This window comes from Rhabdobacter roseus (assembly GCF_014202275.1).
Taxonomy (GTDB): domain Bacteria; phylum Bacteroidota; class Bacteroidia; order Cytophagales; family Spirosomataceae; genus Rhabdobacter; species Rhabdobacter roseus.
Genome location: NZ_JACHGF010000003.1, coordinates 104,436 through 128,119, shown reverse-complemented (window position 1 = coordinate 128,119; position 23,684 = coordinate 104,436). Strand labels below are relative to the sequence as shown.

19 protein-coding genes are annotated in these 23,684 nt (G+C 52.8%); 9 read left to right on the top strand and 10 right to left on the bottom strand.

Annotated elements, in window-relative coordinates; all coding sequences use genetic code 11:
• Positions 1–80: 80 nt before the first annotated feature.
• The 4 genes from HNQ92_RS10555 (at position 81) to HNQ92_RS10540 (ending at position 6,981) form a co-directional block, all read left to right on the top strand.
• Positions 81–2,873: a M16 family metallopeptidase gene (locus HNQ92_RS10555; RefSeq protein WP_184173993.1), complete on the top strand. Its 2,793-nt coding sequence runs from the start codon at positions 81–83 to the stop codon at positions 2,871–2,873.
• A 222-nt stretch (positions 2,874–3,095) separates the two neighbouring features.
• Positions 3,096–4,466: a leucine-rich repeat domain-containing protein gene (locus tag HNQ92_RS10550; protein WP_184173992.1), complete on the top strand. Its 1,371-nt coding sequence runs from the start codon at positions 3,096–3,098 to the stop codon at positions 4,464–4,466.
• Positions 4,467–4,484: 18 nt separating this feature from the next.
• Positions 4,485–5,921, top strand: coding sequence for a leucine-rich repeat domain-containing protein (locus tag HNQ92_RS10545; RefSeq protein WP_184173991.1), 1,437 nt, complete (start codon positions 4,485–4,487; stop codon positions 5,919–5,921).
• Between the two features lie 145 nt (positions 5,922–6,066).
• Positions 6,067–6,981, top strand: coding sequence for an EamA family transporter (locus tag HNQ92_RS10540; RefSeq protein ID WP_184173990.1), 915 nt, complete (start codon positions 6,067–6,069; stop codon positions 6,979–6,981).
• A gap of 3 nt (positions 6,982–6,984) precedes the next feature.
• Here HNQ92_RS10540 and HNQ92_RS10535 read toward each other — a convergent pair whose 3' ends face one another.
• Genes HNQ92_RS10535 through HNQ92_RS10520 form a run of 4 tightly spaced genes read right to left on the bottom strand, consistent with a single transcriptional unit; the run spans position 6,985 to position 9,763 of the window.
• Positions 6,985–7,632 carry a response regulator transcription factor gene (locus HNQ92_RS10535; protein ID WP_184173989.1) on the bottom strand — a complete coding sequence of 216 codons (648 nt, stop codon included), beginning with the start codon at positions 7,630–7,632 and terminating at the stop codon, positions 6,985–6,987.
• Positions 7,629–8,444 carry a sensor histidine kinase gene (locus HNQ92_RS10530; RefSeq protein ID WP_184173988.1) on the bottom strand — a complete coding sequence of 272 codons (816 nt, stop codon included), beginning with the start codon at positions 8,442–8,444 and terminating at the stop codon, positions 7,629–7,631. The genes HNQ92_RS10535 and HNQ92_RS10530 overlap by 4 nt, the downstream gene beginning before the upstream one ends.
• Positions 8,408–9,067, bottom strand: a complete 660-nt coding sequence (locus tag HNQ92_RS10525) for a hypothetical protein (protein WP_184173987.1) — start codon at positions 9,065–9,067, stop codon at positions 8,408–8,410. Before HNQ92_RS10525 ends, HNQ92_RS10530 begins: the two co-directional genes overlap by 37 nt.
• A gap of 42 nt (positions 9,068–9,109) precedes the next feature.
• Entirely contained in the window at positions 9,110–9,763 is a 654-nt protein-coding gene (locus HNQ92_RS10520) for a hypothetical protein (protein WP_184173986.1), read from the bottom strand.
• Between the two features lie 316 nt (positions 9,764–10,079).
• Between HNQ92_RS10520 and HNQ92_RS10515 the strand changes: the two genes are divergently transcribed.
• On the top strand, positions 10,080–10,409 hold the full coding sequence (locus HNQ92_RS10515; protein ID WP_184173985.1) for a LytR/AlgR family response regulator transcription factor: 330 nt from the start codon (positions 10,080–10,082) through the stop codon (positions 10,407–10,409).
• An 8-nt stretch (positions 10,410–10,417) separates the two neighbouring features.
• Here HNQ92_RS10515 and HNQ92_RS10510 read toward each other — a convergent pair whose 3' ends face one another.
• Complete coding sequence (locus tag HNQ92_RS10510) at positions 10,418–11,581, bottom strand: MFS transporter (RefSeq protein ID WP_184173984.1); 1,164 nt, start codon at positions 11,579–11,581, stop codon at positions 10,418–10,420.
• Between the two features lie 331 nt (positions 11,582–11,912).
• On the opposite strand from HNQ92_RS10510, the gene HNQ92_RS10505 reads away from it, so the two are divergent.
• Positions 11,913–12,668, top strand: coding sequence for a murein L,D-transpeptidase catalytic domain family protein (locus HNQ92_RS10505; RefSeq protein ID WP_184173983.1), 756 nt, complete (start codon positions 11,913–11,915; stop codon positions 12,666–12,668).
• Here HNQ92_RS10505 and HNQ92_RS10500 read toward each other — a convergent pair.
• The 5 genes from HNQ92_RS10500 to HNQ92_RS10480 all read right to left on the bottom strand — a co-directional run bounded on the left by HNQ92_RS10500 (position 12,650) and on the right by HNQ92_RS10480 (position 18,563).
• Positions 12,650–13,816: a L,D-transpeptidase family protein gene (locus HNQ92_RS10500; protein ID WP_184173981.1), complete on the bottom strand. Its 1,167-nt coding sequence runs from the start codon at positions 13,814–13,816 to the stop codon at positions 12,650–12,652. The two genes, HNQ92_RS10505 and HNQ92_RS10500, sit on opposite strands and share 19 nt — an antisense overlap.
• A gap of 182 nt (positions 13,817–13,998) precedes the next feature.
• A complete protein-coding gene (locus HNQ92_RS10495; RefSeq protein WP_221307431.1) occupies positions 13,999–15,189 on the bottom strand; it encodes a L,D-transpeptidase family protein in 1,191 nt (396 codons plus the stop codon).
• Positions 15,190–15,215: 26 nt separating this feature from the next.
• A complete protein-coding gene (locus HNQ92_RS10490) occupies positions 15,216–17,399 on the bottom strand; it encodes a carbohydrate binding family 9 domain-containing protein (RefSeq protein ID WP_343062983.1) in 2,184 nt (727 codons plus the stop codon).
• 225 nt (positions 17,400–17,624) lie between these two features.
• Positions 17,625–17,921, bottom strand: coding sequence for a DUF3817 domain-containing protein (locus HNQ92_RS10485; protein WP_184173977.1), 297 nt, complete (start codon positions 17,919–17,921; stop codon positions 17,625–17,627).
• Between the two features lie 69 nt (positions 17,922–17,990).
• Positions 17,991–18,563, bottom strand: coding sequence for an immunoglobulin domain-containing protein (locus HNQ92_RS10480; protein ID WP_184173975.1), 573 nt, complete (start codon positions 18,561–18,563; stop codon positions 17,991–17,993).
• Between the two features lie 676 nt (positions 18,564–19,239).
• Here HNQ92_RS10480 and HNQ92_RS10475 point away from each other — a divergent pair.
• The 3 genes from HNQ92_RS10475 to HNQ92_RS10465 all read left to right on the top strand — a co-directional run bounded on the left by HNQ92_RS10475 (position 19,240) and on the right by HNQ92_RS10465 (position 23,632).
• The gene (locus tag HNQ92_RS10475; RefSeq protein WP_184173973.1) at positions 19,240–20,514 is read left to right on the top strand and encodes an acetyl-CoA hydrolase/transferase family protein; all 1,275 of its coding nucleotides are present in this window, start codon (positions 19,240–19,242) and stop codon (positions 20,512–20,514) included.
• Positions 20,515–21,664: 1,150 nt separating this feature from the next.
• Positions 21,665–22,195 (top strand): nucleoside monophosphate kinase, encoded by a 531-nt coding sequence (locus tag HNQ92_RS10470; protein WP_184173970.1) that lies wholly within the window; start codon positions 21,665–21,667, stop codon positions 22,193–22,195.
• Positions 22,196–23,131: 936 nt separating this feature from the next.
• Positions 23,132–23,632, top strand: coding sequence for a DUF6985 domain-containing protein (locus HNQ92_RS10465; RefSeq protein ID WP_184173968.1), 501 nt, complete (start codon positions 23,132–23,134; stop codon positions 23,630–23,632).
• The last annotated feature ends 52 nt before the right edge of the window (positions 23,633–23,684 follow it).

Sequence of the window (23,684 nt, the reverse complement as noted above, 5' to 3'; positions counted from 1 at the left end):
GTCACTTATTGGTTGGGGAAGAGGTACTTTCCTTTTACCTTTCCCGGTAGATTTTCGCTAACCCATTTCTATTAAGCCAAATGCATAAACCATTATTTAAATCAGCACTCTGCCTGGTACTTGCGGGTAGTTGGGCGGTCACGGTGGCCTTGGCCCAGGACCTGCCCAAAGGGATGAAAAAAATTACCTCCGTGGAAGGCATTACCGAGTACCAAATGGACAACGGCCTGAAGGTACTTATGTTTCCTGACCCCTCTAAGCCTACGGCTACCGTCAACGTGACCTACCTGGTGGGCTCGCGGCACGAGGGCTACGGCGAAACGGGCATGGCCCACCTCCTGGAGCACATGGTGTTTAAAGGTACCCCCCGGCACCCCAACATCCCGCAGGAGCTCACCGAGCACGGTACCCGCCCGAACGGAACCACCTGGTACGACCGTACCAACTACTTCGAAACCTTCTCGGCGACGGAAGAAAACCTCAAGTGGGCCCTGGACCTGGAGGCCGACCGCATGGTGAATTCCTTCATTGCTAAGAAAGACCTGGAAAGTGAGTTCAGCGTGGTACGCAATGAGTTCGAGTCCGGCGAGAACGACCCCTTCCGGGTACTGATGGAGCGCGTGGTTTCGGGGGCTTTCCTGTGGCACAACTACGGCAAGTCCACCATCGGGAACCGCTCCGACATCGAGAATGTACCCATCGAGAATTTGCAGGCTTTTTACCGCAAGTACTACCAGCCCGACAACGCCGTGCTGACGGTATCGGGCAAGATCGACGAAGCCAAAACGCTGACGCTGATCAGTGAGTACTTTGGCAAAATACCCAAGCCTACCCGCGTGCTGCCCGTGTCGTACACCGTGGAGCCCACCCAGGACGGCGAGCGCTACGTGGAAGTGAAGCGCGTAGGTGACGTGCAGATGGTGTCTTGCGTGTACCACATCATGCCCGGCTCCCACGCCGACTACCCCGCCATGGACGTACTGGTAGAAATGCTGACGGCCGAGCCGTACGGAAAGCTGTACAAAAACCTGATAGATACCAAAAAGGCGTCGTCGCAGTTTGGGTTTAGCTTTGCGCTGCACGACCCCGGTATGGTGTTGTTTGGGGCGGATGTACTTAAGGAAAAATCGCTGGACGAAGCCCGGCAGGCCTTTCTGGCCACGCTCGACTCCGCCGCCCGCGTGAAACCCTCGGCCGAGGACGTAGAACGCGCCAAAGCCACCATCCTGAAAAACTGGGATTTGCAGTTTCGCAGCTCCGAGCGCGTGGGCCTGGGCATCAGTGAGTTCATTGCCACGGGCGACTGGCGGCTGGCGTTCCTGTTTCGCGACAACGTTCGTAAAGTGACGGCCGACGACGTATTTCGCGTAGCGGAGCAGTACTTCAAACCCTCCAACCGCACGGTAGGTACCTTTGTGCCTACGCCCAACCCCGAACGCGCCGAGATACCCGCCGCCCCCAACGTGCAGGAGCTCGTGAAGGACTACAAGGGAGAAGCGCTCATGGCGCAGGGGGAAGCCTTCGACCCGGCCCCGGCCAACATCGACAGCCGCACGACCCGCATCGAAAAGCCCAACAGCATGGAAGTAGCCCTGCTGCCCAAGCAGACGCGCGGCAACGTGGTAGCCGCCCGCCTCACGCTGCGGCTGGGCGACGAAAAAAGCCTCATGAATAAGGCCACCATCGCCAGCCTGACCGGCAGTATGCTCGACAAAGGGACCAAGAACAAATCCCGCCAGCAGATCAAGGATGAGCTGGACCGGCTGAAAGCCCGCGTGAGCTTCTTTGGGGGCAATAACCAGGCCGGTGCCGTGGTAGAGACCACCAAGGAAAACCTGCCCGAGGTACTTAAGCTCGTGGCCGAGGTACTTAAAGAGCCCGTTTTTGACGCCAACGAATTTGAGAAACTCAAGCAGGAGCAACTAGCCCAGATCGAGGCGCAGCGCAGCGAGCCCCAGGCCATTGCCGTCACGGAGTACCGCCGGGCAGTGTCGCCCTACGCCAAGGGAGACATCCGGTACGTACCTACCTTTGACGAAGAGGTGGCCGACATCAAAGCCGCCACGCTGGAGCAAGTGAAGCAATTCTACAAAGATTTTTACGGAGCCAGCAGCGCGTCCATCGCCGTGGTGGGTGATTTTGACAAAGAACCAATTCAGAAAATCATTACCGACGAGTTTGGTACCTGGAAAAATCCCACGCCCTTCAAGCGCATCGCGTCGCCCTACCAGGCCGTCAAGGCGCAGAACAAGTCCATTGAAACGCCCGACAAAGCCAACGCCATGTTTGTGGCCGGCATGAACATGCCGCTGCAAGATACCGACCCCGACTACCCGGCGCTGGTACTGGCCAACTACATGCTGGGCGGCGGCTTCCTGAACTCGCGCCTGGCTACGCGCATCCGGCAAAAAGACGGCCTCAGCTACGGCGTAGGCTCGCAACTGAGCGCCAGCTCGCTGGACAAGAGCGGTACTTTCTTCTCGTACGCCATCTACGCCCCGCAAAACGCCGAGAAGCTGGAAGCCGCTTATAAGGAAGAGATCGAGCGGGCGGTGAAGGAAGGCTTCACGGCCGAGGAAATCAAAGCGGCCAAGTCGGGCTATTTGCAGTCGCGGCAGGTGAGCCGGGCGCAGGATGCCGCGCTGGCGGCCACGCTCAACAACAACCTTTACCTGGACCGCACCATGCAGTGGGACGCCGACTTTGAAAAGAAAGTTGAAAGCCTGACCCCGGCGCAGGTTAAAGCCGCCATGGCCAAGCACCTCGACTACTCCAAGCTGACGATCATCAAAGCGGGTGATTTTGAAAAGGCGAAGAAGAACGCCCCCGCCGACGGCGCTCCCGCCTCGATGGGCGGTAGCCCGAAGGAGTAGAAGTACTTTTAAGGAGTAGAAGTACTTTTATTGAGAACCCTAAATACTCAGCCGCCACCGGATTTTCGGTGGCGGCTTTTTTTGTTGGTGTTTTTTACCAACAAATCTTGCCAAACTACCCCCCTCTTTCCCTTCCGCCACAAAAAATAAAAAGGGTACTTTGATTGATCTACTAATAATTTAGTTATATTCGTAGGTACTTACCAATGGCAGCAAACCTAAATGAAAAAGCTACTGACCCTGGGGCTGATCTTATACGTGGGGGTGGCCTGGGCCCAGCCTCAGGTTTTGACTACGGACGAAGCCCAAAAAACGGGATTACTCGAAAAAATAAAAGAAAAGTACCCCCACGCGCAGGTACCCGAGGGCCTCACGCCAAATCTTATTTCGGATAAGCTCAAAGCCTTCTTACCCACTAATCCGAAGCCGGGATTTTCCATTTTTCTACAGGTACTTATCAGTGCGGAGGGCAAGCCCGACTACGTCTTTTTTAACGTAAATTCTCCCGCCGCGATGAAGGATTCCGTCACGAAGATGATCCTGGATTCACTTCCCGGTCGGTTGGCCACCTGGCGGATTAATAACCCCGCCAAACAGGCTTTCCAGGCGATGGAGGGTTTTGGGATAGGGAAAGTACCCGAGCCCCGTCAGCTACGCACCGGCGATAGTACCCTCGTGACGCTGAACGACGCCCGTACGTACCAGGACACGCTGCGCGTCAAGCGACTGCTGCTGAATCAGCTGGAGCTCAGCCAGGTACCTTACGAGCTCGTATACCGTTTCCCCAACCTCGAAGAGCTGGACCTGCACGGCAACGAGCTCACCGACCTCCGGCTGGACCTGGCGCGCCTGCCCCGGCTCCGGCAGCTGGACCTGCGCGGCAACCAACTCGGGAAAGGTACTTTAGCATTGACCAAAAATAGCTCGCTCCGCATCCTGAACGTGCAGGCCAACGGCCTGGTCGATGTGCCCCAAGCGGCCCGGGCCTGTAAGGGGCTGACGAGCCTGTGGCTGGGCCGCAATGCGCTCACCGGGTTGTCGAGCCGTAGTTTCAGGAAATTAAAAAAGCTAGAAGACCTCAACCTGTACCAGACCAAACTAAGTACCCTGCCCCCGGGCGTCAGGAAGCTGCGCCGCCTGGAGGTACTTGATCTGTACTACAACGAGTTCACGGAGCTACCCGCGGCGGTCACGCGGCTGCGGCGGTTGACGCATTTGGCCGTGGCCAACAACCAGCTCACCGAGCTACCGCCCCGGATCGATCGCCTGCAGCGGCTGCACACCATCTACGTGCACCACAACCGCCTAAGTACCCTGCCGAGCCGCCTGGCGGGCCTGAACCAGCTCACGCTGCTGGATATTGGCTACAATTGGTTTACGAATTTTCCGCCCGAAATCACTGCGTTGCGGGGTTTGAAGGAACTGGATTTGTCGGGCAATAATTTTCAGGAATTTCCGCAGCCCTTGCTCCGAATTACTCAGCTGGAAAAGCTCTACCTGCGCGGCAATCCTTTTTTAAAGGAGAACGCCGAGCAGCAGTATGGGGTACTTTTCAACCAAATAAAGGCCCACGCCACGGAGGTATTTTACTAAGCCCGTAAACCTACTTGTATGACAGCGTCTACCCCCTTTTTCCGGCTGCTCCTTGCGGCGTATATGGTACTGGCAAGTACCCTCGTTGAAGCCCAGCCGGTGGTACTTCCGCTGGAACGTTCGCTGGCTCTGACGGTATCGAAAGAGGGTAACGAAAGGCAGTACGTGCCCATTGCGGCGCACGTAGCGGTGTATGATAGCCTAAAGCAGGGTAGTAGGGTACCTGATTTACCAACCGCGCTCCGGGATTCGCTCCGGCGGCGGTTGATTGGGGCGTCGAAGGAAGCGCTGTCGGAGATGCAGGGTGAGTTTGTGGTCAGTGCGCAGCTGTTTTTTGACGAACAGGGGCAGCTATCGCATTTCTTTTACAGCCTCAAGCCTTTTTTCTTACAACGCTTCGACGACCTTTTTCGTGAAAAACTACCCGCGCTGCTGGACCGGGAGTCGCTGCGGGTACCGCCGGGCGGGCGCGCCCGGCTCAGCATGACCTACTACGTCCGCAACTACCTCCGCGCCCGCTCCGGCGGCGACACTACCCGCATGACGCCGGAAAAAGCCCTGGCCATCCGCGACTCGGCTGCCGTTAAGATACTTGTGTTTTCGGGGTTGGGACTGGAAAAGGTACCTGAGGTAGTTTATCGCTTTCCGAACCTGGAAGAGCTGCACCTGCAGTACAATGAATTGAGCGAAGTAGCACTGGACCTGCGCCGCCTGCCCCGGCTCCAGAAGCTGGACCTGACCGGCAACCAGCTCACGGAAGAAGGACTGACGCTGACGCGCAACAAGTCGCTGCGGATCTTGAATATCCAGCGCAATGCCTTTACCAATGTACCCGTCGCGGCCCAGCATTCGCGGCGGCTGGTGAGCCTCTGGATAGGCCACAACGTACCGCATTCGTTGGGGAAGAACAGCTTCCGGGGCTTACGAAAGCTCGAAGACCTAAACCTCTACAACGCCGGCCTGCTGGAGATACCTACCTCGATCCGGAAGCTGCGCCGCCTGAAAACCCTCGACCTGTACTACAACGAGCTGACGCAACTACCCCCGGCGCTGGCGCGGCTGCGCCACATGGAGCAGTTGGCGATCTCGCACAACCGGCTGGAAACCCTGCCGGAGGCACTGGGCAAGTTGCAGAAATTGGAGAAGCTCTACGCCCACCACAACGCCCTAAGTACCCTGCCCACGGCGCTGACGAAGCTCGGAAAAATACAAATGCTGGACATCGGTTATAATCGATTTGAGGTACTTCCCGAAGTTGTTGCTCAGCTGCACAGCCTGCACGAGCTGGATATTTCCTACAACCGTTTTTCAGAAATCCCCTCCGCCTTACCGGGCCTAAAAACGCTAAAGGTACTTCACTTGCGCGGAAATCCGTTTATTCGGGAAAAGCCCGTTGCCCTTTATGCCCCGCTGATTAGCCAGATGCAGGCCCAGGCTACGGAGGTGTACTATTAGCAAGTAGCAGGGTTTCTTATTTTATAGAATAAATTAAAATTATTACATTTATTTACCAATTACGAATTAACTCTCCCTTCTAGGAACTCGCTCCGGCGGCAGCGGCGTTTAGGGCCATATACGTACCTGTAAAGTACCCGTTGTCATGGCCGCTATTACCACGCCCAACCTGACCCCGCCGCGCCTCAAGCTGGTGCTGAACCTGCTGTCGGTCTATACGTTGTGGGGGTCTACCTACCTCTTTATCCACTTCATGACCGAGCACATGCCGCCGCTCTACATGGCGGGTTGTCGGCTGCTCACGGCGGGGCTCATCCTGTATCCCTACGCCCGGCTCACCGGCCACGCACGCCCTACCAAGCAGGAGTGGCTATCGGCGGGGCTGGTGGGGGTACTTTTGCTGGCCATCGCCAACGGCGGCATGACCGTGGCCATCCAGTACGTGCCGACGGGCATTGCGGCCCTGCTGTCGGGGATGCTCCCTTTGTTTATTATGGTACTCAACTGGCTTACTTTCAGCAAGGTGAAGCCCTCCAAGCTCGCCCTGTCGGGGCTGCTGGTGGGGCTGGTAGGCATCGGGTTGTTGGTGAAGCCGGGGGGCTTTCAAAGTACCTCGTCGGAGAGCTGGCTGGGGATTGGCATCATCATGCTGTGCAACTTGTCGTGGGCTACGGGTACTTTGCTGTCGGGACGGCTCAAGCTGCCCAATCAGCTCGTTTCGAGCGCGGTACAGATGCTCGTGGGCGGCGGAATGCTGCTGCTGGTGAGCCTGGTGGTGGAGCCCGTAAACCTGGCCAGCATCAGCTACGCACCCACGAAGGCCATCGCGTCGTTGATCTACCTGGTTATTTTTGGTTCCATCATTGGTTTTACTTCGTTTGCCTGGCTGGCGCGCAACGCGCCCCCGCAGCTGGTATCTACCTACGCCTACGTCAACCCCGTGGTAGCCATGCTGTTGGGCTGGGCCTTCGCCGGGGAGGTACTTCCGGGGCAGTCGCTGGTGGCGGGGCTTATCATTTTGTCGGGCGTGGTGCTGATCTCCCTGGGGCGTAAACGTTGATTATTACGGAACAATAAGCCCGTGCCGGATGGCGTACATGGCCAGCCCGACGCGGCTTTTTACGGCCAGTTTCTCAAAGAGCGCTTCCCGGTAGCCGTCGATGGTGCGGCTGCTCAGGCACATGCGGTCGGCAATTTCCTTGTAGGTAAGCTCGGTGCAGGCCCAAACCAAAAACTCCGACTCGCGCTCACTCAGCCGCGGGCTGGCTGGCTGAGGTACCTCCGGCTGCGACAGCGAGTTGGAAAGTACTTCGGCCACCATTTCGGAGTAGTAAAATCCTTTTTTATACATGCTGAGCAGGGCCTCCTGCAACTCGCTGATCTCGGCGTCTTTGAGCACGTAGCCGCGCGCGCCGTTCCGGATCATCTTCAGAATATTCTCTTCGTCGTTGTACATCGACAGCGCCAGAATCCGGACGGTGGGGTAGTGCTGGCGCAGCCAGGCGGCGGTATCGTAGCCGTTCATGCGGGGCATGTTAATGTCCAGCAGCACCACGTCGGGAAGTACCTCCGGCCGGAGTAGCTGCGTAAGCTCCTCGCCATGATCGGCTTCCAGCACCACCTGGCATTCGGCAAAGCTATTGATCACCTCCACCAGCCCGCGCCGGAGCAGGCGGTGGTCGTCTACGAGGGCCACAGAAATTTTCTTCATGTTTCGAGAGAGTTAGGAATGGGTACTTGCAATAGCACCGAAGTACCCCCGCCGGGCTGGGTAGAAAACTGCGCCTGAGCCCCGATGAGTGCCGCACGGGCTTTGATATGGTGCAGGCCCGAGCCGCGTTCGTAGCTGCGGTTGGCGTCTACTTGGGCCAGGTCGAAACCCTGGCCGTTGTCGGCCAGGCTGAGCGTAAAGAGCTCGTCCGTGTAGCTGAGTGCTACCGTCAACTGGGTAGCGTGGGCGTGCTTGAGGCAATTGTTGATGAGCTCCTGCACAATCCGGAACACGATGACCTGGTGCTGCGGTGAAAGCCGGTACTCCTTGCCCCGAATCACCAGAAACGTCCGGAGATCAGCAGCGGTGCGTTCCAGGATATCCAGCTCAAAGCGGATCGCTTCCGGTAGCCTCGTGTGCAGTATGTAGTCGGCGTTGAGGGTTTTGGACAAATCGCGCAGGTCGTTGATGGCCTTGCCTACCAGGCCTTTGGTGACGAGTATGCGTTCGGTGTTGGCGTTGGGTGGGCCAATCGTGAGCGCATTAAGATTCATTTTAGCCAACGAAAGTACCTGCCCTACGTTGTCGTGGATTTCCTGGGCAATGTGCTGGAGGGTTTGCTCCTGGATCTCGATCTGGCTTTGCAGGAGTTCGCGCTGGTACGCTTCGGTCATGCGGAGTAGCTCTCGTTTTTGGCGGTGGTGGCGACGCTGGTGCAGGAAGAAGAACGTCATCAAAAACGCCAGGATCAGCAGCATGAGCAGGGTACCTGCGGCTACAATAAGGGCGATTTCTTCGCTCGTACCTTGCATATAAATCCAACGGTGAACATACTGTACAGCACGATATTAAGAATATGGTTGATCACATACAAGCGCGAGGCCAGCTCCAGGTTGGATTGGGCCAGTTGTTGAATCAGCGCCATCAGAAAAAAGGTGCCTGCGTAGTAAAAAAGTACCCCCGTGCAGATCCAGATGTGCGGGTCGCGCCAGATTTCCCCGTACAGGGTTTCGTTTTGGTACGATTCATAAAAGTAGCTGGCAGCCCAAAAAGCCAGCAAAATAGCCAGCAGCATAAAGCTGTACGAATTGTTGGGGCGCAGCGACAACAGGACCCCGATGTTGACGATACAGAATAGCACGTACCCTACCACCGAAACCAAGACGGCTTTTCTCAGGCGTTCTTTTCGTAGCGTGTGGTAGAAGTACGCGCCCATGAAGATATACTCCAGGGGCGCGTAGATCTGAAAGAGCAGCAGGTTGTTGCGCTTCAGGGAGAGCATGTGATACAACCCGATCATTTCGACTACCCAGGCCAGGCAAAGCGCGATGATCAGAAACCGGAAGGGCCCCCGCAGGTACTTATGGTAGTACAAACCCACGCCCATACTCAGCGTAAGTACTGTCAGGTAAGTGTAGAGGAAATAGTAAAACATAGTAAGGGGTACTTTTCTGAGAGGCGTCGCAGGGTCGTTGGTTTACTGGGGCGGGCAGCACATGGTCCCGAACTCGATGAGGACCTGGCTGGCCAGGGCTTCGTAGCCGGGTACTTCCGGGCAATAGGCCGGAGTTTCGAAGAGGCCGGGCGAAAGTACCAGGTTGGTGCGTTCGCCGTCAAAGACCAGGTGCACCGCCACGTAGTCCGGGCTTTCTTTTAGGAGCGCCCCGATGGTGGCGGGTTGGTGCGCGTAGCCCTGGTATTCGTTACGGAAGCGCGGATCGGCGGACAGCGCCTGATTCCGAGCCTGAAAGTACCCCTGACCCGCCCACAGCTCAGCTTCTTGAATGGGAACGTTGGGCACCGGCGCAATGGCACCCAGATAGAGCGGCGTCAGGATTTGGTCGCCGGTATCTTTTCCGCACAAGACCAGGTTCAGCCCCGCGAAATGCTCTTGTTCAGATCGACACAAAAACTGAAACACCACCCGACCCGCCTCGGGCTTGGGGTGTTGAGCGAGCGTACCCAGGATCTGCGCGAGCAGGGTTGTTTCAAAGTAAACTACCTTGGGGTCGCTATCGAGCGGTACGCTGGAGTTGGTGGCATTTTGCTGGTTTCGAAGGTCGTACAAGCGCGACCATTTGCAAAAAGCCCAGGTAGGAAGGCTTTGGTTAGAGAGAAGTAGATCAGGCATAGGGGAGGAAGGTAGGTGGTGTCAGGAAAGCTAAAAATCAGCCTGAAAGATAATCAAGAAAGTACCACCTTGTTAGAGCCACGGACGGAGGTGCTAAAAAGAGAATTGGAGGTAAAGTGTTTATTAGTAAGGATATAGCTTAAATAGGGTACGCTTTGATTGCAAAAATACGGGAAAAATACCCGCTCGGTAGCGGGAAAAAGACGACTTAAAACCGAGAAAAAGGCCGTTGATTTTCAGGAGACTAGCGGACACCTTTGTAAAAGTCTTTCCGGCCCATATCCACCCCCCTCTTCATTATCCTACCCTTATCTCTATGAACATGCTCGTTCGCATCAATCGAAACCACGCCCTACATCCCGCGCAGGTTGTCCTGCTGGAAGGGCGCTCCAACTACACCCTCATTCACTTCGTGGGGGGACGGCAGGTACTTAGTTCGTATAGTCTGAAGGTATACGAGCAGGCCCTCGCGGATGCGGGCTTTTTGCGGGCACACAAGTCGTACCTGATTAATCCGCTATGCATCAGGGATTTATCCAGGCACGTGGGCGGGCTTCGCCTCTTGCTGAGCAATGGCATGCAAATTGAGATCGCCCGCCGCCGTTTTGGCTTAGTCCGAAATTTCCTAATGAGGGCAGCCGCTTAGGAAGGTACCTACACCCGGGCCCAGCGCGTTGCGGCGGCTCCGGCCAGCAGCAGCAGCGCCACTACCCCAAAGCCGTAGGGTAGGCCGTAGGCTTCGGCAATGAAACCGATGGCCGGGGGGCCCGCCATGAATCCAATAAAACTAAAGGTAGCAAAGGTAGCCAGGCCCGCCGCGGGTGGTATACCCGGCTGCCGCATGGAGATGGCATACAGCATAGGGGCGCCCAGCGAGCAGCCCAGGCCCAGGACCAGAAAACCCAGCAGGGCAGTAAAAGGGTAGGGCAGTAAAATGGTCAGCAGCAAACCCACGGCGCCTAGGGTTCCGCCCAAAAAAAGGAGTTTTTTTTCCCCGTAGCGCGGAATAATGGTGTCGCCCACGAAGCGCCCCAGCGTCATGCTAAAAGAGAAGAAGCCAAAACCCAACGCCGACACCGAGGCAGTGGTGTGGGCGATCTCGCGCAGGTAAATGGCGCTCCAGTCGAAGGAAAGCCCTTCGGCCATCGACACCGTGAGGCCGATAAAGATCAGGATGAGGAGTGCTTTGGTAGGTTTGACAAACGAAGTACCCTGCGCGCCTTTAACTTCCGGGATGTCTCTTAAAATAGGCTGTAGAAATAGCGTAAAAACGACCAGCAACAGGGCTATGATAAGCATGTGTAGGGGCGCGCTCAGCTCTACCAGGATAAATAGACCCGCCAGAGCGCTTCCCAGCATACCGCCCAGGCTCCACATGCCGTGGCAAGCCGACATAATCCGTACGCCCTCGTGACGCTCTACGTTGGTCGCGCAGGTATTCATAGCTACGTTGAGCATGGCGGCGCAGGCGCCCATTATGCCCAGGCCGACGCCTAGTACGTAGCCGTTGGGCGCGTTAATGGGGATGAGTACACTCAGAAAGAAGCCTATCGCACTCCACAGGCATACCCGCGCCGAGCCAAAGCGCCGAATCACTTCGCCCGTAAAGGGATTAGCCAAAATGGAACCAATCGGCATAATGAACAGGGCCATTCCCAGCTGAGCGTCGTTGAGGCCCAGGTTGTACTTAATATAGGGAATGCGCGAGACCCAGCTCCCAAACAGCAGGCTATCGGTCGCAAAGACTAATCCCACTGCCCGAGCCCGCGGATTGTAAAAAAATGAGTTGATGGATCGAAATACGGACAGGGTACTCACGAATCGGCGACGGTTAATAATCTACTTTTGTGGGCACAAAGGTAGTAGACTTTGGAGAATCTTTGAAAAGGTACTTTATAAATATTCTTAGAAAGCGGTTTTCTAGGCTTTCGCTTTCTTTTGGTTTGGCCAAAAGGTGACATACAGAAAGGAACGACGCGACAAAGGAACCTATTGGTTTTGAATGGGTGTTACCTGCACGGATATTTCATTTTGCCTTTTTAACTATACGGAACCGAGTAGCCTGTTCGTTTCCAAATATCAACTCCTTACTACAAGTACCCGCGGATCTGGGTAATTTTTTTTAGTTGAACCACAAAAAGAATCGCTGATGAGAAATGCTTTGATGGTAGTGGTAATGGCCACAGTGATACTAATTGCCTCCTTTGGATTCAGGAAAATAGGCACATCGCCTTTTGTACAAAATCAAGCCTTAACCGATACGCTTCATATTCACGATACGCTTTCTTTACAAGTACCCGAGTGGAAGGTACTTTACGATTCGCTCCAACTGGCTACCCTGGGCCTCTCGGACGAGACCTTTCGGTACGCCTGGTACGGCTTCCAGAACATGAAGCTGCAAAAACCCATCATGGCCATTGCCGATTTCAGCCAGTCTTCCCGCAACAAGCGCCTGTATGTGATCGACGCCGTGAACAAAAAACTGATTCTGAACACCTACGTGGCCCACGGTCGCAATTCGGGTCAGGAGTTTGCCCAGAAATTCTCCAACGAAAACTCTTCTTATCAATCCAGCCTGGGTTTTTACCGTACCCTAAGTACCTACCAAGGCAAGCACGGCCTGTCGTTGCGCCTGGAGGGGCAGGAAAAAGGTGTGAACGACCGCGCGCTGGAGCGGGCTATTGTGATGCACGGGGCCGACTACGTCAGCGAAAATTTTATCCGAAACACGGGCCGCCTCGGCCGAAGCCTGGGCTGCCCGGCCGTATCTATGGCTGAGCACGAACGTCTGATCAAACTACTGACCGGCGGAGCGGGCCTGTTCCTGTATTATCCTGATGCCACCTACCTGCGGGCTTCCCAGTTATTGGCGGGCCTGGTTAATACTCAAAACACGGCTTTGTAAGGATCTCCATATAACATCAATTGGCCAAACTCGTTGACGTCGGAGGCCAGGTGAAAGATAAAGACCGGGATGTTTTTCTCGAGTTTATACGTTTTTGGCGGATGATCTTCGTCGGGATCTTGCAAGAAATCATTTTCCAAGATCTTTTTACCAGCCAGGTAGTTAGCCAGCTCTACGGGCTTCTGAACGCGTACGCAGCCGTGGCTACGCCAGCGCTTGCCGCTATTAAACAGGTAGCGCGCGTTGGTGTCGTGCAGGTAGATGGCCAGCGGGTTCTTTATATCTATTTTTAATAAGCCCAGCGAGTTGTCTTCGCCCGTATCTTGCCGAAACCGGTAGGGGAAATTCTCTTCCGACAGCTCCTCCCAATTGACGCTATAAGGATCTATGCGTTCGCCTTTGGCATCGATCACTTCTATGTTATTACTTCCCAGGTAAGCCATGTTTTGCTTCACGCGGGGCAGCATTTCCTTAGTCGCAATACTTTTTGGTACATTCCAGTAAGGGTAGGTAATGATCTGGGTCGCGTAGGTGTCTATTTGGGGCGTAGGAGTGGTGTTTTTACCGACAATCGTACGCATCCGTATTTCTTCCCGACCCGTGGAGTCCATCCCTATCAGGTACGCGCCCTGGGTGTTTACCAGGATCATGCGCTCGGCTCCCTGGGCCTGGCGGTGGATCCAGCGGTAGGCATTCAGTGTTTCTCCTAAATGCAGCAGACTATCCATTTGATTGCGGGCCACGAAACCAATATGTAGGTTTTTGATGGTCTGATAAGTAGGGAAAGGAGGCTCTACCAGCGCCACTACTTTTTCTATGGCTTCGCCTTCAATGAGCGCCCAGCCCGCCTGCCGCAACCGGACCGAATCCGCCGGCTTTACTTTTTCTAAATGTTTCAGGTTGCTGGGCTGGTGGCCAAAGCCAATCTCTTCCAGCAGCTTAAGTACGGGGGCTTCTCCTTCTTTAACGTCAACCTTGCCTACCCCAATTTTCCGACTATACTCCAGAAGCTGCTCGTAGTAGGGTTTCTCCTGGAGCTGTTTTACTAATTCTGCGTCTGTCTTTTCAACTTCTTTCTGTCTACAGGCCTGTGTTCCCAACAGCAGTATCAATACTACCAGGAAAGCGTATCTTGAAATCAAGGTCATCTATGAAATAGGTTGTTTCTGAGATGTTATGTATTAAATTATTATGCTAGGTACTAGCCAGAAGAATTTTTGCCGAATAAGGGGTTGATTCACTTACGGCTAAGGCCTAAAGGCCTATTTTAGTGTGCAGGCAAAAAGCAATAGTGGCTTTTCTGGGGAACAATATACACAAAATTAACGCATCAAAGCTTCCAATTATAAATATTAGGTGACCATCGAAGATTTCCCTGACGGTCCAGGTCTACCAGCAGGTACATCATAAAGACGGGAAAAGGGCGGTTTAGCGCTAGCGAAGTGGGTTTAGCATCAAGCTGGCATTTCGTCAAAAAATCATCATTCATCCGGTTTTCTCCGAGCATTAGGTTGGCCAGTTCAATGGGTTTTTGGAGGCGAATGCAGCCGTGGCTGAGCCAGCGCGCTTCGCGGCCAAAAAGGCTCCGGGCATTGGTGTCGTGGAGGTAGATGGCGTAAGGACTTTGCAAATCAAATTTGATCAGGCCCAGCGCATTATCACAGCCCGTAGACTGGCGGAGGCGGTAGGGGAAATGCTGGGCGTTGAGTTCCGCCCAGGCTACAGTAGCGGGGTCCACCGGCTGGCCGTCGGCTCCCAGTACCTGGAGGTTCTGGCTTTCCAGGTAGTGGGTACTTCTCTTGATCTTGGGTAGCATTTCGCGCACAGCGATGCTTTGGGGCACGTGCCAGTAGGGGTAGGTGATGATCTGTGAGCAATACGTAGCAAAAGAAGGAGTCTGATGGGTTTTAGTGCCTACAATGACCCGCATCCGGAGTACTTCGCCCGTATCGTGCAGCACCACCAGCTCCGTCGCCGGAATCGAAACAACCGCGTAGGGCTGGCCATCGGTGAAGCGGCTCATCCAGCGGTAGGCATTCAAGGTTTCGCGCAAGGCGGCAAGGCTATCGGGCTGGCCCGTCTGGCGTAGGCGCTGGTAGTGGCGCAGCAGCTGGCGGTAATGGGCCGATGGGGGCTGAGGTACTGCTTCCGCCAGGGGAGGCGCAAAGGTAAGTAGTTGCTGGTGCGCCGTCCGTAGGGTTAGCGTATCAAGATGTTCCTCCAGGCCCAGGTACCTAAGGTACTTCGGTGGGTGGCCGTACCGGATCTCACGCAGCAGCGCGCGGATCGAATCGGCTCCGGCAGGTACCTGAAAGGTACTCGTATCCACGCCCACCGAATCGGCGAAGGCCAGGAGTCGGGTCCGGAGAGTCGGACCGTTAGCAGGGGTACTTGGCGCGTCCTCGACAGACCCGCCAAGGTCGGCTCGTTCGGCTTGGCGGCAGGAAACCCAGGGCGCGACCAAGACTAGTAGACTCACTAAAAAACCAACGTTGAACATAGCGTCGGCAAGGTACTTCAAAAGGTACTTTCAGGTTATGACCATCATCATACATTCCACCAATAGGTGAACTTAAGCACGATGGCGCGGTTCTTGACCCGGAAATTTTCGGGTAGGTAGTTGTCGGTATACACAATAAAAAGATCCGACGCGGGCTTGTAGCGCCACTGTAGGCGGGTATTCAGGTTGACGTTCTCGGCCTGGTTGTTGTACTGCAAGAAGGTCGTCAAAAACAGGTTGTTGCGGAAGGTGACGTCTACCCTAGGGCCCACCAGCCAAAACTCCGTGCGGTGCCAGGGGGCAGGCAGGCTGATGTTGTTGTAGTTGCTACTGAGCGTGACGGCTACGTAGGGCTGGAAGCGGTAGCCCAGCTCGGTACGTAGGTTGGTACGGTTGCCGTTTTCGTAGTAACCGCCAAACCGGCCCGCCAGGGCGTAGGTAAAGCTCCGCTGCGGCCCCGAAATAAATTCGAAGCCCGTGGATTTCCAGCGGTGCTCGGTACCGGCGGCCAGCCTTTGGCCGCCAAAATTGGTGGGGTCGAAGGGCAATAGCAGCCGCACGTAGTCGCTGGCTACCCACACGGCCGCCGAAGCCCGGCTGATAAAATTAAGGGTGTAACTCAGGTAAAGCTCGTTGTCGCTCAGGCGGCGCTGCTTGTCCCAGTAGGTGGTAGCTACCAGGCGCGGACCGTGGCTGATGAAAGTGGGCGATTTGACAAAGAATAGGTACCCTACACTGGGGTTTATCTTGTAGTAGCCGTTCCGGACGGCATTGGGAACGTAGCCCACCTCGGCGTTGTAGTTGGCCCCGACGTACTCGTGCTGCCACCGCCACGACAGGTTGGCTTTGGTAAAGGTGAGGTCAGCGGCCTGGGCGAAGTCGTCGCCCGAACGATTACTTTCGTTCGGACTAAATGATTTGAGCAGGAGTACTTTGCCCGTCCAGAGGTTATTGGCCGAGGCCAGGTTAAATTCTCCCGCCAGGTTGCGGTTGAAGCGGTTGAAGGCGGCATTGGTCTCCGGGGAGTACCTTAGCGCCTCCTTGTTCACCATCATGAAGCGCAGGTTGGAGCGGGCAAATACCTTTCGTTGCAGCGCCACTACCGCAAAGTTATGGCTGGGCAGGCTATCCTGGGCGGCGGTTTGCACGTCCAGCAGCCCGATCCGCCAGTTTTTATCCAGCTTGCCGCTCAGTCGGGTACCAAACTGAATAGGTACCCCCAGCCCGATCCGGCGCGAAAAGAACGGACGGAGGGTACTGTAGCCGAAGTTGGCAAAGAGGTCGGCATTTTCGAGAAAGAACTGCCGTCGCTCGGGGAAAAAAAGCTCGAAGCGATCCAGGTTGGTTTGCTGTACGTCCACGTCTACCTGTGAGAAATCCGGATTGACCGTAAGATCCAGGTTAAGGGAAGGCGTGATCCCAATCTTGACGTCACCACCTACGTCCACGGCGCGCCGGGAAGAAATCTCCTGGCGGAAGTCGCGGGTGAGGCGGGTGGCTACGTAGGGAATCACCGAAATGTTAGGGCCCGGATTGGGCGGCGGCTGATCCCACACCAGCACGCCCGTGTAAGCCAGCGACGCGCTCGGAAACTGCCGGGGTACCGGTGCCCAGGCGGACTTCTCGGAAATGGCCAGGTCGAGCCGACTGAAGTTGATGCCCCAGCGGGTGATTCCCGGCTTGTACCGAATGCTTTTAAAAGGAATCGCTGCTTCCCACACCCACTTCTCGTCGTCGTTCTTCGTAGCCGTACGCCAGCGGTTGTCCCAGCTGAGGTCCACGGTACCTCCGTCTACCTGTTGCCCGTCCCAGGGCGCACCCACGGCGTTGGACCCAAACGAGAAGCCGTTGGTGCGGTCGTCGAAGGTATCCATGAACAGCAGAAAATTGTCATTCTTACCAAAATTGAAATCCCGCCGTAGCGACTCCACGATGAGGGTACCTGGTATGGGCTTGTAGTTGACTACCAGAATGTAAAGATTTTGCTTGTCGTACGTCATGCGCACGTCGGTGCGGGCGCGGGCGTAGCTGGTATCCATGGGCTGGATCATGAAGAAATCCGAAGCTACCTCCGTGGTGAGCCAGGCGTCGTCGTTGCCGATGCCGTCAATTTTTAGGGCCGCCGTAGCCGGACGGATGTGGTATTGGTAATTTTCGTTGGGTTTTTGGCTCCAGCCAGGCGTGGCCAGCCAGGTAGCCAGCAAAAGTGCAACAAAGTAAGGTTTCAACACAGGTTGGTAGAGTAAGGATCGAAAGGCAAAGCTAGCTGGGGATACATTCTACTGCAAGCGCTGAGGGTAGTTTAGAGTTCAAAGTACCCTCAGCTTGCTTAGGCCGCAATGGGATGGAGGCCATTATAAAGCCTCTATCCCCGGCCCTTTCTCCGCGAGAGAAAGAGAGCTTGGACGGGTACTTTCCAAAAGTACCCTACGCCCACGGCCCTACACCCATTGCCTTTATTCCCGAAACCACTTCACATCGGCGTAGAAGGTGCCAAAAGGAATCAGCGAAGCCACAAACGCCAGAAAAGCCTTCCGCCACGACCAGCCCAGCTCAATCGTTACCTGGATGACCAGCAGCACGTAGGCGACAAACAGCAGCCCGTGGGCCATACCCACCACCCGCACGGCCTCGGGTTGTCCGGCCAGGTACTTGAGCGGCATGGCAATACCCAGCAAAACCAGGTAGGATATACCCTCCAGAAAACCCACAATGCGCAAACGCCCCAGGGAGGATTTTAGTAAAGCAATCATTTGAAAAAGTTGTTTTAAAAGTACCTAAGATAAGAAGGATATTGAACCGCTTCTAAAACACAAAGGTACCTAACGGAGGCGTTCTCCGGACGTGATAATGCATAAAGTTTTGGGAAGTACCTCTACCTGAACCGCACTCCGCTCGGTGCTGCGGTTGAAGCAGCTACGGGTTGTATCGCGGGTTTCGGCGTAGTAGCGCCCCGGTGCAGCGGGGGTGAATGTTAAGCCAGTACCCAAAAGATTTCCGTCCGTAGGGGCATCGTACCAATCAACCGTTTGATTTTCACCTACGAATGCACTCAGGGGCGGCGTGGGGTCTTCGGAGCAAAGTACCTGGCTGGCTACCAGGGGTGGAAGAAGAGGGGCAGGCTCCACAACCGGCACCAGGTACTCAAGACGAGCCGTATCCTGAGCCGAGACAGCCTCGATAAGCACCAGCTCACCGGCGGCGAGGCCTTTTAGCGTGTAGTTACGACTTCCGTTGGACACGAGCGTTCCGGCGCTGGCCGTAACCTGCCCCGCGCTTTGAAATTCTACGTCAATACCAAGATTACCGTCTACGCAGCTAAGGTAAACGCGGGAGATGATGATAGTAGGTGTTTCGGAGTACGCAACTACTCCTACGAGGTTAAGTACTGCCAACAGCAGAACTTTTCCAAAAGAACCTGGCTTCACTAGAATGTGTGTGTATAGTGTTAAAAACAATCGAGCTACAAATCTAAGTAGCATTCGATCCAATATCTTCACCAAATAGTAAGGAAACTAACTAGTGATCTCAGTTACCCGATGCACCAATGAATAGCAGTAGTTAGTATAGTAATTGCGCTAGGAATACTAGCAGAATGTTTGGCGGACGTGAGATTTTGGCAAAACTGCTTTCTCTAAGGAGAAAACAATGTGTTTATAACGTCGAGTGGTAGGCCATTCTTTCAAATGGTAAACAAATGTAAGATACTTTTTTTTATCTGAAAAGATAATTTCGACTATTTTAACAAATATTCTTATAAAAAATCCTTATCTGGTGTGCCATTACCGGTTTTCTAATAGTAATGGAAAGTTGTATCTGTAAGATAGTCAGTAGGTTGAGGCTGGGGAGGCTGTTTTGAATCAGTTTATGTAGATAGGACAAGGCCGGACAGGCTGCACAATGACATCCCCGCTATTTCTTACTGATAATGCTCATAAAGGCTCCGGGCAGGAGCCAACACCTTTGCAGGATGAATTGTTAACTTACTGTATCAAGAACTGATCAATCCCTGGCCGGGCAACGGGTCGGCCTTCGATCCAGCCCATTCGTTTAGACCATTTGTAACTACCCATGCAAAATTTCGTTAGTGCCGAAGAAGCCGTAAGCCAGATCAAAAGCAACGACAATGTCTTCATCCACGCTGCCGCCGCTACACCCACGCCCCTCATTGAAGCGCTGGCCGCTCGTAAGGACGAGCTGCGTAACGTCCAGACCATCCACCTGCACATGGAGGGCCCCATGCCCATCGCGGAGCCGGATTGCCAGGACGCCTTTCATCCCAACGCGCTATTTATCGGAGCCAATCTGCGCCAAGCCGTGGCGGAAGGCCGCGCCAGCTACATTCCTATTTTTCTGAGCGAAGCCCCAAACCTGTTTCGGCGGGGAATCTGGCCGCTCAACGTGGCCCTGGTGCAGGTATCGCCGCCCGACCGCCACGGGTACTGCTCCCTGGGCGTGTCGGTGGATGTGGCCAAGGCCGCCGTCGAAACCGCCAAAACGGTTGTGGCGCTGGTGAACCCCATGATGCCCCGCACCCACGGCGACGGGCAGGTACACGTGAGCCGGTTTAGTGCCATGTACTACGAAGAACGCCCCCTGCACGGCCACGCGCCCAAGGAACCCAGCGCGATCGAGATGGCCATTGGGCGGCACGTAGCCGACCTCGTGGAAGACGGCGCTACGCTCCAGGTAGGCATCGGGGGGATTCCCAACGCCACGCTGCGCTGCCTCACCCAGCACAAAGACCTGGGCCTTCACACGGAGATGTTTTCCGATGGCGTGATCGAACTCGTAAAGTCGGGGGTAATTAACGGCGCCCGCAAGAAAAAACACGCGGGCAAGCTGGTATCCAGCTTCCTGATGGGCAGCCAGGCGCTCTACGACTTCGTCGATGACAACCCGATGGTATCCATGCTGGAGGCCTGCTACACCAACGACACCGCCGTGATCCGGAAAAACCCCAAGGTGACGGCCATCAACAGCGCCATCGAGATTGACCTGACCGGCCAGGTCGGGGCCGACTCCATTGGCTCGCGGTTGTATTCGGGCGTGGGCGGGCAGATGGATTTTATCCGGGGCGCTTCGCTTTCGGAAGGAGGCAAGGCCATCATTGCGTTGCCGTCCGTGACTACCCGGGGCGAATCCAAGATCGTGTCCATGATGAAACCCGGCGCTGGGGTGGTGACTACCCGCGCGCACGTTAACTACGTGGTGACGGAGTACGGGGCCGCCAGCCTGTACGGCCGCAACCTCACCCAGCGTGCCCGCGCCCTGATCGACATCGCGCACCCCGACCACCGCGAAGAGCTGGAGCGCGCCGCCTGGGAGCGCTTCGGGAAAGGGTGATGAATTTGTAGGTTTATAAAGTACCTTGTAGGGTTTGCTTTACGATTCAGAAGCGTTTGCAATTAATTTACGGATCCCTACCTATAAGTGGCCGCGTAGCGGTCTAAGGTGTATAGAAAAGATCTTAGGGAGGGAGTCGGTGTGCCGTAGGTACGCAACCCCACCGCTCGTTACGTACCTAACGGCACGTGGGCGGATTTGGGTGGGCTCTTAGCTATAAACATCGCGGGCCTACGGCCCTGATTCGGCAGGCTTTTTGATGGGTAAATAAGAAACGCGGCCGTGTATTCAACGATCCATCAGGGTACCCTATTCAACACGACCACGCGCACAGGAGCCGCAGGATAAAATTTTCTTTTAGAAATGAAAAGGAAAATGCCAGGGATTTACGCTTTTACTAGGACAAAGGATATATTTGATACGCAGCCGTAGGTACTTTTAGTTGTCGGCTACTAGTTACAAAGGGGTTAAGGGTGGTTGTGATCGTTTGTAAATGATTGTAGCGGATATACACGATCCTAGGTTCGTATATACAGATGTTGTATGGCATTGATAGAAAAAATAAATAAATGACAGCTAAAGAAATAATAGAATTAATATTTAGCAACACTCTCTTTATAGCTTTTTTTACTTTGATTAGCGGGTTTTTCTTAAATCACTTTCTGGTGGAATGGAAAAAAAAGAAAGTGTTTTATATTATTAATGCTATAATACTTTTACTTTATTCCATCTATTTCATCAACGGCAGAATTTATCATTCCGAATATGGAGGCGCTTTAGTTTGGGAATTGTATTTTTATTTTATTGTCCTTTTTCACTTCGTAGTACTTCTAATATTTGCAATAGTTAAAAGTTATACGCTAAAAACAAAGTTACCAGACCTCGACCAGAAGTCGGAGCAGAAGTTGATGAAGAAGAATTGACGTTGCGTTTGAGCAGGAATTGGCGCAAAATGCATTCAAAGCGTCGGACGGACTTGATTGCATTTTCGGGCTACTTTTCTGAAATCAGGCTAAAAACAGAAAAAGAAATGCGCGTGGCAACCTGTAAAGAACAACGCCATACAACACTGTATAAGCGGCATCTCGGCCGACGGCCTTCGTCGCCGCTTATACTAACCGTTAGCGGTCATACAAAATCGATAATATAAATGACAGAAATCAAAATAATTTTCCGTTTTAACATTTCCGAAATTGTGTTTCCGCCAATTGAACAATTGCTTGTGTCAGATAAGGAAATAAATATTGTTTCGGGAAATAAAATAAGAAATGATTTTTTGAAGAGTGAAAGTGAAATTGCTTTGAAGATAAATAGCTTTATTAATGATGGCAAAATAATCCCAAAAGAATATTGGTGCCCGTTTTGGACTGCATTAATTAAAGAGCAAAGAATCAATATTTTTACAGCTTTTTTTGGTGAATTAGATCAATTTATAGAATTTGAAAAATGTATTGAAATAAAAAAATATAACTTGTCTGAAGTTATTTACCTTAAAGTAAATGACTTGACTGAATTATCAGAGCTAGCGAAAAAGAAACATAGTAAAATATATGACCGAACGGATATTATCAAAAAGCGGGTTCAAGACTATCAGAAAATAAAGGAAGAAATTATTGAATATGCTAAAACAAAATATAAAATAACTGAAATGGATTTTTTTGAAACAGAAATTTTAGTTTAAAGGTACGAACCGCTAACAGCAGCTTGGCAAAAGGCGGGCAGACATGCTTCGTAGAAAATTTGTGCTAAAATCCCGCCCTTTGCCAAGCCTAAAACGTTAGTCGCAATTCACTCAGAATAGTTTAGTGCATGGAGAATAACTGGAGACAAAAATCAATTTAAAACTCACTGCTAAGCGTAGTCTCCGACTACGTTTGTGCGTCGTCGGTCTCAGACCGAGGGCAGTCTACGCCATCCCGTCCTTCAGTCGGAGACCGCGTGACACCAGGACGTAGTCGGAGACTACGCCCAACGAGTGAGACTCCTCTTTGCTCGATAGCCGCTAAAAAACCATTCCTTAGGTAGTTGTAGTAGTTCCAAACGATTCTAAATGGCTATGGTTATAGCGGATATACACGAAACTAGTTTCGTGTATACAAATGTTGGCAGTAATTAGGCAGACTGGTGGACAGAAATTTATATAATGACACACATAGTCGACAATGACAGGCAGTAAAATGAACCTAGTAAGGCGAATTCTAATGGTAATTTTTACATTATTAATACTGGCGGACCTATTCATATGGATGATGGCAATTGCTTCAGGACATAATCTTCCTCAAGGGACACACACAAACTTTTTGGCAGCGGCTTTGATTATATCAATACTGACATTTCTTGCCTACAAATACATGAGATGAAGGGCTTTTATTTAGATAATGGTTAATTCAACCTAAAAAATAACTGGATAAATCGAGCTCACGACAGACAATGGTTGAAGGTTAACTACTGCCAACACAATATAAAATCAATGGCTGGTATTCTGGAGTAGCAAAGTTTACCGCCTTTTATTATCTTAAGTTTTGGCCGAAGCAGCAGCGCTGTTAACCCAGCCACTGCTTTTATACGCGGCCGTTGTAGATAATTAGATAAGAAGGTATAAATCAATATTTAAAATATGACACGAGATGAATTCTTAGAAAATTTAGAGCATGTGGAAGAATTTGGAGTGTATCAAACTAGCCTATATTCTAAACTCTTTAGCCGAATTGTTAAAATTTGGATTTATTCTGAAAAGGATGATAAAGAAAATGATATTACAGAATTAGAAGTTAAACGATTAAATGGATTCTTAAAGCTAGATATTTCAATAGAAGAAAAAATAAAAACTGAAATTTGGGACCACTTCAATGTATGCGTTTCTAATATTGATTATGGTTTTGTTCCTCAAGTTTTAGTTGATAATTATGGCGGCAATACTGAATTGGCAAATAGGGAATACTTTCAATGTTTAGACTCAAATGATTCATTTAAAAAAGCAGAATTGGATTATGTTTTCTTTTCTGACGTTTCAAACAAAGAGGATATTATATTCCAGCTTATATTTAAAGTGCCTTGGGAAAATGAACATGGCCTAACAATGACATTGATAAATGGAAGAATTGAATTCATTGATTAAATAAAAACAACTACCTACAACACTATGCTATAATCTAAGGCCGTTGTCTAGG

Bases quoted from the DNA above. Each gene is read 5' to 3' on its own strand.
- HNQ92_RS10555 (WP_184173993.1), top strand. From the start codon at position 81: ATGCATAAACCATTATTTAAATCAGCACTCTGCCTGGTACTTGCGGGT.
- HNQ92_RS10550 (WP_184173992.1), top strand. From the start codon at position 3,096: ATGAAAAAGCTACTGACCCTGGGGCTGATCTTATACGTGGGGGTGGCC.
- HNQ92_RS10545 (WP_184173991.1), top strand. From the start codon at position 4,485: ATGACAGCGTCTACCCCCTTTTTCCGGCTGCTCCTTGCGGCGTATATG.
- HNQ92_RS10540 (WP_184173990.1), top strand. From the start codon at position 6,067: ATGGCCGCTATTACCACGCCCAACCTGACCCCGCCGCGCCTCAAGCTG.
- HNQ92_RS10535 (WP_184173989.1), bottom strand. From the start codon at position 7,632: ATGAAGAAAATTTCTGTGGCCCTCGTAGACGACCACCGCCTGCTCCGG.
- HNQ92_RS10530 (WP_184173988.1), bottom strand. From the start codon at position 8,444: ATGCAAGGTACGAGCGAAGAAATCGCCCTTATTGTAGCCGCAGGTACC.
- HNQ92_RS10525 (WP_184173987.1), bottom strand. From the start codon at position 9,067: ATGTTTTACTATTTCCTCTACACTTACCTGACAGTACTTACGCTGAGT.
- HNQ92_RS10520 (WP_184173986.1), bottom strand. From the start codon at position 9,763: ATGCCTGATCTACTTCTCTCTAACCAAAGCCTTCCTACCTGGGCTTTT.
- HNQ92_RS10515 (WP_184173985.1), top strand. From the start codon at position 10,080: ATGAACATGCTCGTTCGCATCAATCGAAACCACGCCCTACATCCCGCG.
- HNQ92_RS10505 (WP_184173983.1), top strand. From the start codon at position 11,913: ATGAGAAATGCTTTGATGGTAGTGGTAATGGCCACAGTGATACTAATT.
- HNQ92_RS10500 (WP_184173981.1), bottom strand. From the start codon at position 13,816: ATGACCTTGATTTCAAGATACGCTTTCCTGGTAGTATTGATACTGCTG.
- HNQ92_RS10485 (WP_184173977.1), bottom strand. From the start codon at position 17,921: ATGATTGCTTTACTAAAATCCTCCCTGGGGCGTTTGCGCATTGTGGGT.
- HNQ92_RS10475 (WP_184173973.1), top strand. From the start codon at position 19,240: ATGCAAAATTTCGTTAGTGCCGAAGAAGCCGTAAGCCAGATCAAAAGC.
- HNQ92_RS10470 (WP_184173970.1), top strand. From the start codon at position 21,665: ATGACAGAAATCAAAATAATTTTCCGTTTTAACATTTCCGAAATTGTG.
- HNQ92_RS10465 (WP_184173968.1), top strand. From the start codon at position 23,132: ATGACACGAGATGAATTCTTAGAAAATTTAGAGCATGTGGAAGAATTT.